This is a genomic window from Cobetia sp. L2A1, assembly GCF_009796845.1.
In the GTDB taxonomy this organism is placed as follows: domain Bacteria; phylum Pseudomonadota; class Gammaproteobacteria; order Pseudomonadales; family Halomonadaceae; genus Cobetia.
On the sequence record NZ_CP047025.1, the window covers coordinates 1,136,176 to 1,149,525 of the forward strand.

11 protein-coding genes are annotated in these 13,350 nt (G+C 60.7%); 8 read left to right on the forward strand and 3 right to left on the reverse strand.

All coding sequences use genetic code 11. From position 1 onward, the window contains the following. Positions 1-3: 3 nt before the first annotated feature. Complete coding sequence (locus GQR90_RS04925) at positions 4-207, reverse strand: hypothetical protein (protein WP_158773143.1); 204 nt, start codon at positions 205-207, stop codon at positions 4-6. A 315-nt stretch (positions 208-522) separates the two neighbouring features. On the opposite strand from GQR90_RS04925, the gene GQR90_RS04930 reads away from it, so the two are divergent. The 6 genes from GQR90_RS04930 (at position 523) to GQR90_RS17590 (ending at position 8,947) form a co-directional block, all read left to right on the forward strand. Then, positions 523-1,641, forward strand: coding sequence for an ABC transporter ATP-binding protein (locus tag GQR90_RS04930; RefSeq protein WP_158773144.1), 1,119 nt, complete (start codon positions 523-525; stop codon positions 1,639-1,641). Then, positions 1,638-4,313, forward strand: coding sequence for a GldG family protein (locus tag GQR90_RS04935; RefSeq protein ID WP_158773145.1), 2,676 nt, complete (start codon positions 1,638-1,640; stop codon positions 4,311-4,313). The genes GQR90_RS04930 and GQR90_RS04935 overlap by 4 nt, the downstream gene beginning before the upstream one ends. After that, positions 4,310-5,533 (forward strand): DUF4340 domain-containing protein, encoded by a 1,224-nt coding sequence (locus tag GQR90_RS04940; protein ID WP_158773146.1) that lies wholly within the window; start codon positions 4,310-4,312, stop codon positions 5,531-5,533. Before GQR90_RS04935 ends, GQR90_RS04940 begins: the two co-directional genes overlap by 4 nt. 167 nt (positions 5,534-5,700) lie before the next feature. Then, positions 5,701-6,621, forward strand: coding sequence for an alpha/beta fold hydrolase (locus GQR90_RS04945; protein ID WP_158773147.1), 921 nt, complete (start codon positions 5,701-5,703; stop codon positions 6,619-6,621). Further along, complete coding sequence (locus tag GQR90_RS04950) at positions 6,618-7,544, forward strand: alpha/beta fold hydrolase (RefSeq protein ID WP_158773148.1); 927 nt, start codon at positions 6,618-6,620, stop codon at positions 7,542-7,544. The genes GQR90_RS04945 and GQR90_RS04950 overlap by 4 nt, the downstream gene beginning before the upstream one ends. 68 nt (positions 7,545-7,612) lie before the next feature. Beyond that, entirely contained in the window at positions 7,613-8,947 is a 1,335-nt protein-coding gene (locus tag GQR90_RS17590; RefSeq protein ID WP_233266436.1) for a patatin-like phospholipase family protein, read from the forward strand. 147 nt (positions 8,948-9,094) lie between these two features. Here the strand turns inward: GQR90_RS17590 and GQR90_RS04965 are convergent, their stop codons facing one another. Further along, entirely contained in the window at positions 9,095-9,922 is an 828-nt protein-coding gene (locus GQR90_RS04965; RefSeq protein ID WP_158773149.1) for a transporter substrate-binding domain-containing protein, read from the reverse strand. 132 nt (positions 9,923-10,054) lie between these two features. After that, entirely contained in the window at positions 10,055-10,660 is a 606-nt protein-coding gene (locus GQR90_RS04970) for a Smr/MutS family protein (protein ID WP_024950727.1), read from the reverse strand. Positions 10,661-10,872: 212 nt separating this feature from the next. Between GQR90_RS04970 and prmB the strand changes: the two genes are divergently transcribed. Both prmB and aroC read left to right on the forward strand, forming a co-directional pair. Further along, the gene (gene prmB, locus GQR90_RS04975) at positions 10,873-11,835 is read left to right on the forward strand and encodes a 50S ribosomal protein L3 N(5)-glutamine methyltransferase (RefSeq protein WP_158773150.1); all 963 of its coding nucleotides are present in this window, start codon (positions 10,873-10,875) and stop codon (positions 11,833-11,835) included. Between the two features lie 85 nt (positions 11,836-11,920). Next, positions 11,921-13,012 (forward strand): chorismate synthase, encoded by a 1,092-nt coding sequence (aroC, locus tag GQR90_RS04980; RefSeq protein ID WP_158773151.1) that lies wholly within the window; start codon positions 11,921-11,923, stop codon positions 13,010-13,012. Positions 13,013-13,350 lie beyond the last annotated feature (338 nt).

Genomic DNA, 13,350 nt, shown 5'->3' on the forward strand with positions numbered 1-13,350 from the left:
CGGTTATACCAGCCAGAAGCCGGTGATGAGCGCTGCAATCAGCAGTAGCCAGAATAGACGATTGCGCTGGCGTGTATCCCGTCGTGGCTTGGTGGTGGGAGTGCTGGAGGTTGTGGTCTCATCAGCATGAGCACTGTTACGTGACGCTTGGGTATCGTCGGGGGCGCTGTCGTTGGCACTGTCGTGGGAATCATGCGGCTCAGGCATCGAGGGTTCCTGTAGGAGAGAGGGGAGTGATCGTGCTCTTCTGTCCATGCCATGCGCCATGTCCATGCGTGCGCGTGGTGTGCTCAGGAGCGAGGCACGGCCGCATCGTCTGGACGTCCACAGAGTTGTCTGGAAAAGCGCAACGGCATCAAATTCATGCCAGCATATCAGGATTTTGCAGTGCAGCGGACTGCAACACTGGCGAGCGGCTTGGCGTGCGCAGGCTGTCCGCTTACCCTGTGCGCAGCCGAACTCGCGAGTCGTAGGTTCGGTAAATGATTGACGATACCCACAAAACAACAAGGAGCGGGTACCTTGCAGGACCCACACGCGACACGCGCTTTATCTCTACCCAGCTCGCCCCTGTTGGCCTGTCGGGATCTCGGGCGCCAGTTTGGCGAACACTCGGCGGTCTCCGGTCTCTCGTTTCAGGCCACGCGCGGCGAAGTGATTGGATTGCTCGGCCCTAACGGTGCAGGCAAGACCACCAGCTTGCGCATGCTGGCGGGCACGCTAGCCGCGAGCCAGGGAGAGCTGGCGCTGGATGGCGAAGCTTTCGATGCGCGTGCGAGCCAGCGTCAGCTCAATCGATTGAAGCGGCGTATTGGTTACCTGCCTGAGGGGGCTCCGCTGTGGCCACAATTGACCGTGCGCGAAACATTGGATTGCGTCGCGGGCTTGCATGGGTTATCTCGCAAGATACGTAATATTCGTCTTCCAGCATTGATGGATCGTCTCGATATCGCGCCCTTCGCCAATCAGTTGTGCGCCGTGTTATCCAAAGGCTATCGACGTCGTCTGTCGCTTGCGATGGCGCTGACCCATGACCCCGACATCTTGCTGCTGGATGAGCCGACCGATGGACTGGATCCGCTTCAGAAGGATAGCGTGCGTGCCTTCATTCGTGAGCTGGGTCGCGAGCGCTTGATCCTTGTCTCCACTCACCTGTTGGAAGAGGTGCCGCGTATCTGTGATCGTGTATTGGTGATGGCCAATGGTCGATTGGGATTTGATGACACACCGGCGGCACTGGCGGCCATCTCACTTGGTGAAGGGGGGCTCGAAGGCAGTCGAGACGGTGATGGTGCAGGCTTCGGCGCCACATCCAGCTTGCCAGTGTGGCGCCTTGTGCTGGGCCGCGTGCTGAATGATCGCGAGCTTGCCAGTGTGACCCGCCTGCCGGGTGTCGCTGCGATTACCCCGCTGACCCAAACACACTCTCAGGAGCCGGTATCACCAGTCGATACGCTGTCTTGTACCTTGCGCCTGACCGGGCGTGCCGGGCAGGACCCGCGTCCGGCATTGGCACGCTGGTGTAGCCATATGGGCGTGAAGTTTGAGGAGTGCGTACGTGAGCGCGGCGATATCGAGACAGCCTTCCGCCTATTGGTGACACGCATGGCGCGTGAGCAAGAGCAGGGGGGGGGATCATGAGAGCCATCCTCGCTTTGATCCGTCGTGATTTGCATCAAGCGCTAACGCAGGGTGCCAGCTGGGCATTGTTGGTAGTGCTGGCAGTACTGGCCCCTCTGGGGGCGTTCGAGCTGGGTGACTTGCTGGCACGCGACCGCGCTGACCTCGGTGCGCTGTGGCAAGTGCTGCCATGGCTGCTGGTGTTGTGGACGCCACTGCTCGCCCTGCGCGGCTGGCCGGAAGAGCGCGCCAGTGGTCTGCTGGAATGGCTCTCCGGGCTTGGGCTTGGCCCGTGGCGATTGGCGACAGCGCGGTTGATCAGTGCCAGTGTGCTCGGCTGGCTGGGACTGTTGATGACAGCGCCACTACTGGTGCTGATCCAGTGGCTGGGTACGCCGGATATCGGCTTGCTGGTCAGTGGCTATCTTGGCATGGCCCTGCTGATACTGGCGCTGGCCAGTCTCGGGCAGGCGTTGGCAGTGCGAGCACCCTCGGCGTTGTCGGCCTGGCTGGGCGCGTTGGTGCTGGGATTGGTCCTCATGCTGCCCGGTACGCCAGCCGTGACCCGCCAGCTGGCGCAGCATCTGGCTCCGCACTGGGTGCAGCTGCTGGATTTGATCAGTCTGCCGGCCCACCTGACGCCTTTCAGTGAAGGGCGCCCAACGCTGATGGATGCTGGCTACTTTGTGTTACTGGCCACCGCTGGCCTGGTCTTGCAGGCACGTGGGCTCAAGCAGGAGCGCAGCGCCAGTGGCCGTGCACCTCAATGGCTCGCGACGCTCGCGATTGCATTCTCGATGACGGCAGTGTTGCTGGCATGCCAGCGACTTCCTGCCATGTTCACTGCTGATGGCCAGAACCCTCTGAGCACGGCTCATGATCTAACCGAGACTCATCAGCACAGTTTGAGTCCTGCCAGCCGTTTGCTGCTGTCACGGCTTGATGCGCCGGTCACACTGACCTTTGCCTATAGCGAGCGCTTTGCGACCGACTTGCCGCAGCTACGTGAATTGGCAACGCGTATTCAGACACGCTTGGCAGCATTCGGACGTCAGCCACAGGTACGTCTGCGCCGCCTTGACCCTGCGCCGGACAGTGACGACTTTGCAGACCTTGAGGCGCAAGGCCTGACAGCACTGTCGCTACCGGGCGGTGAGCGGATGCTATTCGGCCTGATGGTGGATGGCCCCCATGCCGAGCGTCGTGCGATTCCTCTGCTCAAGGCAGCTGATATCAATGGGCTGGAAACTCACGTTGCACGCTTGATTCAGGAAGTCTCGCGTACGCATCCGCCTCGACTGGGCGTGATCTCAAGCCTGCCGGTGATGGGCCAGCCCAGCCTTGAGCAAGGACGTGCGCTCGGCAGCTGGGGATTGATGGACCACCTCAACGCTCGTCTGCGTATCGACTGGCTATCAGGTGGTGACGATCCCGCACGGCCGATCAAGGATCAGGATGCACTGTTGGTGATTGCGCCACGCCTGTTGGCAACCGCCACACTTGAGGCGATCAGCGGCTATCTGGACCGCGGAGGGCGGGTATTGATGCTGCTTGATCCACTCCCTGAAATGCTCGATCAACCGGCGCCGGCTTCTTCGGCGCTCGAGGCGTTGTTGGCGCGTGCGGGTGTTCGCTCAGCGGCTGGTCAGGTCGTGGCTGACTCGCAGCTGGTATTGCCGATTGGGTTGATGGATGGCACGCGTGCATTGAACCCGACACTGCTGAACGTGGGTAAGGCACAGCTGTCCGATGCCGCACTCAATCTGAATATCGATCAATTGGTGATGTCGAGTGCTGGCTGGTTGTCACCGCTCTCACCCGCTGAAAAGACTGTTCAGGACATTGAAAAGCGCCCAGTGGGAGAGAAGGAGAAGCGCCCGGAGAGTGGAGGAGAAGGAGAGGGAGAGGGAGAGGATAGCCCGGAGAGTCAGACGTCGACGCCTCCACTGCAGTGGCTGATTCGTGGCACTGACAGCACACGCTTGCTACCGGCTGAGCGTGTCTACGCAAGCCGCATGGACCCACGCCCACTGTCTGGTTTGACAGGCGTCGCGTCAGGCGCGGGTGGCCTTGCGGTTATTGCGCACTGGCCTGATGCCAAGTCGTCAGCGGACGCAGTGAGCGACCATGCGATGAGCGGGCAGCTGCTGATCATCAGTGACGTGGACATGGCCAGTGATCGTTTATGGCGGCGCGAGGCGGCCGATGGCAGCGAGCGTGCACTGAACGCCAACGCGCGCTGGTTGGAAAATGCGATTGACCTGTTCGCTGGTAGCCCCGAGCTGGTAGCGCTGCGCGCACGTGCCCATCAGGTCCGCGAACTGACGCGCCTGCATCAGTTGGCAGACAGTCAATCCGCTGCCGAAACGCGCCTACGCAGTGACTGGCAGGCACGCTTGAGTGCTCTCGGCGAGACGTCAGTGGAAGGCAAGGCAGCTGCGGCAGGAAAACGTGATGCACTGGCTGCGATGCAGAAAGCGTTTGATGACGCGCTTTCACGACAGCAGCGTCAGGCGAGTGCCGAGCGTGACACTTTCGATCGTCAGCTGCGCCAGTGGACGTTGTTGGCATTGCCGCTGGCATTGAGTGTCTTGGGGGGATGGGTCTGCTGGCGTCGTAAACGTCTCAGCCGTCGCCGACCCACCCCTTCTCGTACTCGTCCTTCCAGCACTGATCGTGGAGGTGACGCATGAGTGGCCTCAATCGAGTGGGCTGGTCGCTGGCGACAGTGGTATCGCTATTGGCGGTTGGCGTATTGACGCTTGGGCCGCGCACCTTGGGTCTTGGTGATGTGGGTGCCTGGTCAGGTAATGAGGGAGATGCGCTGTCTGAGCGTGTGGCTGAGACGCCGCTCGACACTGCACTCAGCGCGCTACCGATGATCTCGCGTAGTGCACGTGAGGCGAGTGAAATTCGTATTGAACGGGTCGATGGTCAGACACAGCGTCAGCAAGCCTGGCTGACCCTTGCGCGTGATACGCAAGGTCACTGGAACATCACCTCATTGGCCAACTGGCCTGCACGTCAAGATAAGCTGAAGACACTGCTTGATGCGCTAGCCGAGGCGCAGTTGCGGGCGCGCAAGCCAAGCACTGACAAGACATTGATAGCGCTCGGCCTTGATGATGGCGCGCCAATACTGGCAATTGTCAGCGGCACGGGCGAGATGCGCCTCCAGCTGGGTGATAAGCCTGATGCTGCCCCTGCATCGAATGGTGCCGGTGTGGCTGAGCCGCTGGCAGGCCGTTATGTGCGTTGGTTGTCAGCAGTTGATGCGCCAGTGCTGGAGCTATCACGCGATATCGGGCTGCCGGACTGGCGCGGCGGGCTGGCTACGGCACACGTGATGAATCTCGAGGCTCTGCGCCCAGCGTCAGTGAGCCGCATGGAAATCTCGCTCGCTGCCCGAGGGGCTACTGGCATGACCGCAATAACCCGTGGGCTTGCCCCTGATAGTGCAGCAGCAGATGCACTGCTGACCGCCTTGTCACCACTGAAACAGAACGATCTACGTCTACGGTCTGATGATGACGACTGGCAAGCGACTGTGACGCTTGGGCTGCATTGGCCACAGCAGCAGAGACAGGATCAGCAGCTGACGCTCGCCATCGAAGCCGGCAGCAAGCCCTGGGCGCGCCTGACGCTGACCGGTTCTGGTTGGCCGGCTCCACTTGCCAAGCGGCTAGGTGCTGTCGAGATACAGGTCAATGGCGCCCTGCGTGAGCAGTTGATCGCGCTGGTAGCGGTGGTAGAGCCGCCAGAGGAGGCCAGCATGGCGCTCTCTGATGCTGCCATTGCTGCTGCTCTTGGCGTTGTTGCTGCTACCTTGCCTGTTTCTTCCACCTTGCCTGTGGTCGATACCGTACTGAGCGGTGATGAGAGAGAAGTCAAAAAGGCAGGGGTGAAAGAGTAAGAGAGCGGCGCTATGAAGCGTGAGGCGCAGGCAGCGGCGCAGGCAGCGGCGAAGGGAGAATGGCGCGCTGGCCTCAGCGCTGGCATGCTGCTGACAAGAATTTAAACGACTGTTTGTTTCGGGGTGCATCATCTGTCACGTACACCCCGCTGTGAGGAGCGCCAGCGATGACCGTATCACCCACTCCCGCCTCCACTGCGGTGGGTCGGTTCACCCAGCTTTCAAGTGCTGGTGAGCAGGGCCCTGACGACGTTGCGGCAGGTACCGAGCGTCCACTGTTGGCCTTTGCGCATGCCAATGGTTTTACGGGCGCTTGCTATACCAGTCTGCTGGCACCGCTGGCGGCACAGTGTGATCTGCTACCGGTAGATAGGTTGGCGCATGACCCAGCCTATCCGGTCGGGCGTAACCTGACGGCGCTGCGTGATGAGTGGCTGGCCTGCCTCGATTCCGCACTGGGGCCGGTGGTTGCCAACGCTACTCGCAAGGTGATTGGTGTCGGTCACTCGCTGGGCGGCGTGCTTAACTACATGGCTGCCCTCAAACAGCCTGAGCGCTTCCACTGCGTCATTCTGCTTGATCCTCCGCTGATGTTGGGCCGCGATGCAATGGGTCTCAAGATCGCCAAACGCTTCGGTTTCATTGATCGTGTGACGCCCGCAGGTCGCACCCGTGGGCGGCGTGCACGCTGGGATTCACGCCAGGCGATGCATGACTATCTGCGTCGTCGCTCGCTGTTCTCACGCTTTACGCCTGAAGCGCTGGATGACTACATTGACCACGCCACGCATCGTCACGATGATGGCAGTCTGTCGTTGAGCTTCGATACCCGTCATGAGGTGGATATCTTTCGTCATCTGAGTGATCACTTGACCGGCTCACCGGCTCGGCTGGCGGTACCGGCACTGATTCTGGCCGGTGAGCAGTCTGATTTGTTGACTGCGCCACGTCAGGCGCGTCTGCGCCGTGCCGGCCTTGAGGTGCGCACCGTTCCTGGTGGCCATATGTACCCCTTTGAGCACCCCGATGAGACGCGTGCTGCCTTGCTGGCCGCGATTGAGCAACTGATGCCACAGGTGCCGGCATGAGCCCGTTGGCGTTGAGCCTTGCCCGTCGTGGCGGCGGCACTATCGCGGCACTGGAATGGAGGCCTCCTCAGTCTGAGGGAGCAGGGTGTCACGCTAGCCCGCCGACCTGGCTTGCGTTGCATGGTTGGCTGGACAATGCGGCCAGTTTCAGCCGTCTGGCACCGCTGCTGTGCGCGGGACTGGGCATCCGTATCGTCGCGATCGACATGGTGGGGCATGGTCATTCCAGCCCACAGGGGCCGGAGGGTGACTATGCCGTCTGGGACTACTGCCACGACGTGGTCGAGGCGCTGGAAGCCCTGCGTATGATGGGGAGAGAAGAAGGGCCGGTGACGGTGCTGGCGCATTCACTTGGCGCAGCAGTGGCAGGACAGGTGGCGGCGGCACTGCCCGAGTACGTGAGTCGACTGGTGCTGGTTGATGGCATCGGTGCGCTGTCCACACCGGCGTCAGAGGTGGTGACGCAGCTTCGGCGCGGTTTGCTGGCTCGTCATGCACGCCCCGTCAGTCGCGCCACTCGCCGTGCGCATTACCAAAGCATTGAAGACGCCGTGGCGGCACGCGTCGCGGGGGGGGTGACGCCGATTGATGCCGAGACAGCGCGGCCAGTCGTCGAGCGTAACCTGGAGGAACTTGAGGGCGGCGGCTGGCGTCTCAGAAGTGATCGTCGCCTCCTGCGGCCTTCGCTGATGCGCTACACGCCAGAGCAGGTGCTGGCATTGCTCGCATCATTGCAGCAACCGGTACTGCTGGTGGAAGGCGAGCAAGGTATTCTCAAGGAGCGGCCCGAGGCGCAGCTGGCTCGCGCCGCCGTCAACGGGCTTGAGCGCCGTGTACTGCCGGGTGGGCATCACCTTCATCTGGAGCCAGCGCACGTGGCAGCGGTTGCAGACAATATTATCGCGTGGGTTTCGCTCAGTTAAGGCACCATGCAGTCCTGCTGGATTCATTCGTTTTCTAGCGGTTCTATTTGACCACCAGGAGTCATGTCATGGCCAAGCGCAAGACAATCGCCCTGGCACTCGGTAGCGGTGGCGCTCGGGGCTATGCCCATATCGGCGTCATCGAAGAAGTGCTGGCGCGCGGCTACGACATTCGCGCTATCTCTGGCTGCTCGATGGGCGCACTGGTCGGCGGTATTTATGCTGCCGGCCAGCTCGATGCCTATCGTGACTGGGTATGTAAACTGGATTATTTCGATGTGCTACGGCTGGTGGATGTCACCTGGAGTCCGATGGGTGCCATTCGTGCTCGCCGGATCATGGGTGAGTTGGAAGCGCTGATCGGCAATATCCGTATCGAGGATTTGCCCATTGCGGTCACGACTGTAGCTACCGATCTGATCGCGCAGAAGGAAGTGTGGTTTCAGAGCGGCAACCTGCTTGAAGCGATTCGCGCCTCCATTGCGGTGCCAGGTGTCATCACGCCGGTGCAGCGTGATGGCAAGGTGCTGGTGGATGGCGGCTTGATGAATCCGCTGCCTATCACACCGCTGGTCGCCGCGCATGTTGACCTGGTGCTGGCAGTAAACGCCACGGCACATTCGCCGCGTAATCAGACGCTGGAGCAGATGCTGCCACCGGCAGAGGCCGCCGAAGAGGAAGCCCGGGAAGCCGCGCTGGAAGCGCGTGGTGGTGGCTTCAATAATTGGCTGAGCGGTATTCGTCGCAGCGCTGAGCGCATGTTCAGCGCTGAGAAAGATCAGGCACTGGAAGAGAATGCACCGGCACTCGCCAGTCCTATTGCGGGTGTGCCGCTTCCGCCGGGCGGTACCACGCGTGCGCAACTTGATGCCCTGCAGGCGCAAGACACGCTAGCCTCGCGTACGGCGACAGAGGCAGCCCCTGTCGGTGAGACGCTCAATGATGCGTTGCGTAATGCCTTGAGCGATGTACGGGACGGACGAAATGAGCGTGATGATCGGGCCAGTGCTCAGCGTGAAGCATTCGAAGATACCGCCGCAGAAGGCACGCCGACAACGAGCGCATCGACAAGGGATGCGACGTTTGAACATCCATGGAATGCACCCGCAGCCAAGGATGAGGTGCAGGGAGCTGATGAGCTGAACGATGATTCGCAGCAGGCTGAGGAAAATGCGCCAGAACTGGCGTGGGGCAAGCTGGATATGATGATGCGTTCCTTCGACATCACCCAGGCAACGCTGGCCAAGTACAAGATTGCCGGGTATCCGCCCGATATTCTGGTCGAGATTCCCAAGACAGTTTGCGGTGCCTACGAGTTTCATCGTGCCGAAGGCTTGATCAAGCTTGGGCGACATCTCGCCGCTGAGGCGCTGGATCGCTACGAGAAGGGCATGGATGGTTAGGATTTTCCGTTCCTGAAGGAGTGACACAAAAAGACCTCGCCAAGTGGCGGGGTCTTTTTGTGTCACTCCCTTTCATCCCTTTGGCACTCGGCGTGAGCCATGCACTCAAGGGCTGTCGTTCACGCGCCGAGACGCAAGGCTCATCGTTCAGCCCTTGATCCACTTGTCGAAGATCGCGGCCTGTTCACCGGTGCCCTGCATCTGGGTCAGCCACTGATCGACATAGGCTTTCCAGATGTTATCGCCCATCGGCAACAGATAGCCCTTCTGGGAGAAGGTGAAGGGGGCTTCCGGATGCACGCTGCATAGCTCGGGATGGCGGCTGGCTTGCAGCTGCGTCTCGATGGCATCGGTCACCATGACATCGGCGCGGCCTTCGATGATGTTGTCGAAGATGGTGCGGTTGTCGTTGTGGGCCACACGAGTGGCATCGCTCAGGAATTCATCAGCGAAGCGCTCATTGGTGCCACCCGGATTGACGGTGATACGCACCTCAGGGCGATTGATCTGTTCGACGGTCTGGTACTTCTTGATATCGTCACAGCGCACGATGGGCGTCTTGCCACCGGTCTGGTAGGGCAGGCTGAAATAGGCCAGCGCCTGACGATCAAGCTTGACCGAGATGCCAGACATGGCGATGTCGCACTTGCCGGAAGTGAAGTCATCCATCAGCGTTGGCCAACTGGTCGGCACGGTTTCGACGCTGGCACCGAGGCTGTTGGCCAGTGCCCCCGCCATGTCGATATCGATGCCTTCAAACTCGCCATTATCTTCACGATGACTGAAAGGCGCGTAGTCACCCGTCGTACAGACTTTCAGTACCTGGCTTTTCTGTACGCTAGCCAATGTGCTGTCGGCGAGTGCATCGCTGGCATGGGCAGGTGTGACAGAAAACGCCAGCAAGAATGCGGCAGAGGTAACAGTGGTAATCGAAGTGATATGGCGTGCAGCGCGAAGTGGTGTCGCAAGTGTCATCAGGGGTATCCCTTGTCGTTATGATGGCAGACTCATCGAGGAGCCTGCACGGTGCTACTGATGTTTCGTGTGATGCAGTTCATCAGCGTCGAGCAGCGCACCACTGTCAAGAAGGATGCCTGCAAGGGTGAATCAGTCCAGCAGCGTGTCGCGGCCCTTGCTGCGTAACAATACATAAACTGCGCCGCTGCCGCCGTCCAGTTCGAGTGATGAGGTAAAGGCCAGCACATCGGGCCATTGTCGTAGCCAGGTGTTGACGTGACTCTTGATCACCGGATAGTCGGCCATGCCTGTCCATGCCTTGCCATGGACTACCAGCACGCAGCGCGAGCGGCGAGCGATGGCATCATCAATGAAGGACTCAAGTTCGATGCGCGCCTGTTCCAGCGTATAGCCGTGCAGGTCTAGCCCGGCTTCCCAGGGGATTTCGCCGCGCTTCAGGCGTTGGCGCTGGCGATAGGGAAGATCGACGACGGAGAAGTCCAGCAGCTGACTAGGTGTGACAGGTTCTACGTGACCATCCGTCGTGCGCGAGGGCGCACTGAGACTATCAGGGTTGGCTTCACTGGCCGCAGCGCGACGGGCGGCGAGACGTGCCTGTTCCTCACTGCTGACCGGTTTACGGCCGGGGTCAGCGCGATTGGTGGTGATCCTGCGCACACCGGCCTGCTTGAGGGCGGCGCGGAAGGCGCTGATATCGTCGCCGTTATCCGTGCTGTCGTCGTGTCGGGGTGGCATGGCGGGGCTCCGCGGGCAATAAAATGACAAGGCGCGCAGTATAGCGTGACTGTTGTCGCTGTGAAGATCTTGCGTGTGTCCCTCTATCGGGCCGGCCAGACGTCAAGGGTCGCCGCCACGCTTCGTGAACGCTACAATGCCCTCGCGAGGCGCAGCTCCAGATGAAGTGTCGCTGCTGCCCGCGCTGTCTCTGTCCGCTTACAGGAATCACCGTGTCCACATCTTCCGCGTCCGACCTGCGTCATCCTTCCAGTCTCAGTGAGCCGGATTCCCGTCTTGTCGAGGAGCTGGTGACCCTGCGTGACCTGATCCGCTGGGCGACCAGCGAGTTCCACGCACATCGCCTGCACTTTGCCCACGGCACTGATTCTGCCTGGGATGAGGCGGTAGCGCTGGTATTGGGAGCGTTACACCTGCCGTGGGACACGGACCCGTCGGTAATTGATGCTCGACTCCTGACGATGGAACGTACGCGTATCGTGGCACTGGTGCGTGAGCGCATCACCACTCGCAAGCCGCTGCCGTATCTGCTGGGCGAAGCCTTCTTCACCGGTGTGCCATTTGATGTCGATGAGCGCGTGTTGATACCGCGCTCGCCCATCGCCGAGCTGATTGAAGGCGGCTTTGAACTCTGGTTCCCGGAGCTGCCGCCGTCCCGTGTGCTGGATCTATGCACCGGGTCTGGCTGCATCGGCATCGCCACCGCGCTGGTGATGCCGACCGCCGAAGTGGACCTGGTCGATATCAGCACTGATGCACTGGAAGTGGCGCGTAGCAACATCGAGCGTCATGACGTGGCAGGCCGCGTGATTGCGGTGCAGTCTGACTTGTTCTCCGGTGTGGCCGGCAAGTGTTATGACCTGATCGTCTCCAATCCGCCGTATGTGGACACCTTCGATCTGGCCAACATGCCGCGCGAATTTGCCCATGAGCCCTCACTGGCACTGGGAGCGGGTGATGATGGCCTTGATATCGTACGCCGTATTCTGCGTGAAGCCCGTGAGTATCTGACCGATGACGGTGTATTGATCGTCGAGGTCGGCAACTCCGAGCGCCACCTTGTCGAGGCCTTCCCGGATGTGCCCTTCCTGTGGCTCGAGTTCGAGCGTGGCGGCAACGGTGTCTTTGCCCTTGATGCCCAGACGCTTGAGATCTGTGCACCGGAATTCGCATAACCGTTCGCGCTGGCCGTCATGGCGCATCATACCAATACCAGAATGCGGCCGGCATGACCGGCGGCATCGCTTGAGGACTCCCTGAATGTCCGGAAACACCTTCGGCAAGCTGTTCACTGTCACTACCTTCGGCGAAAGCCACGGCCCGGCGTTGGGCGCCATTGTCGACGGTTGCCCGCCTGGCATCGAGATCTGTGAGGCGGACCTGCAGATTGATCTTGATCGCCGCCGCCCGGGTACCTCACGGCATACCACCCAGCGTCGCGAGCCCGATCAGGTGCGTATCCTGTCGGGTGTCTTCGAGGGACGCACCACAGGAACCTCCATCGGCCTGTTGATCGAGAATACCGATCAGCGCTCCAAGGACTACGGCAAGATCAAGGACCAGTTCCGTCCGGCCCACGCCGACTACACCTATCACCACAAGTACGGTGAGCGGGATTACCGTGGTGGTGGCCGTAGCTCTGCCCGCGAGACTGCCATGCGCGTCGCGGCCGGTGCGATAGCCAAGAAGTATCTGGCAGGCCTGGGTGTGCAGGTACGCGGCTATCTGTCTCAGCTCGGCCCCATCGAGCTTGAGGTCAAGGACTGGTCGCTGGTCGACACCAATCCATTCTTCTGTGGCGATGCAGATCGCCTCGACGAATTGGAGCAGTACATGGACGCGCTGCGCAAGGAAGGCGATTCCGTGGGGGCCAAGGTAACGGTCGAGGCGACGGGCGTGCCGGTCGGGCTGGGTGAGCCGGTCTTTGATCGCATCGATGCCGAGCTGGCCCATGGCCTGATGAGCATCAACGCCGTCAAGGGGGTCGAGATCGGTGATGGCTTTGCCGTGGTCAGCCAGAAAGGCACCGAGCACCGTGATGAGATGACGCCGGAAGGCTTCCTCTCCAATCATGCCGGTGGCGTACTGGGCGGTATCACCAGCGGGCAGACGATTCGTGCCAGCATCGCGCTCAAGCCGACCTCCAGTCTGCGCTTGCCGGGCCGCAGCATCGACGTCAATGGCAATGCGGTCGAAGTCATCACCACCGGTCGTCATGATCCGTGCGTGGGTATCCGTGCTACACCGATCGCCGAGGCAATGGTCGCGCTGACGCTGATGGACCACCTGCTGCGCCATCGTGCGCAGAATGCTGATGTCTCGGTGGAGACGCCGGTACTGCGCGAGGTGTGATCGGTTAATCCCTTGATCGGCGAATGGCTTGTTTTGATCAGTACGTTTGATCCGTACGTGCGATCAATGTAATACGTTCGCTAAATTGATGGCCATGTGTGTCTGACGCCTCGTCGCTGTTCTGATCTTTGTGATTGGTTCAGCGGCGGGGCGTTGTCGTCTCTGCTGAATGAGGGAGAGGCAACATGATGGAGAGACAATGCCTGGTGGAGAGACACCATGGCGGATTGCGTCCGCGATAGATGGCATATGTCACTGTGTCGGGTCTTGTCCTGCTGCTAGACTCGAGAAGCACGCATGCGAGTGACCTATACGCCACGGGGCTCGCTGGGGACTAA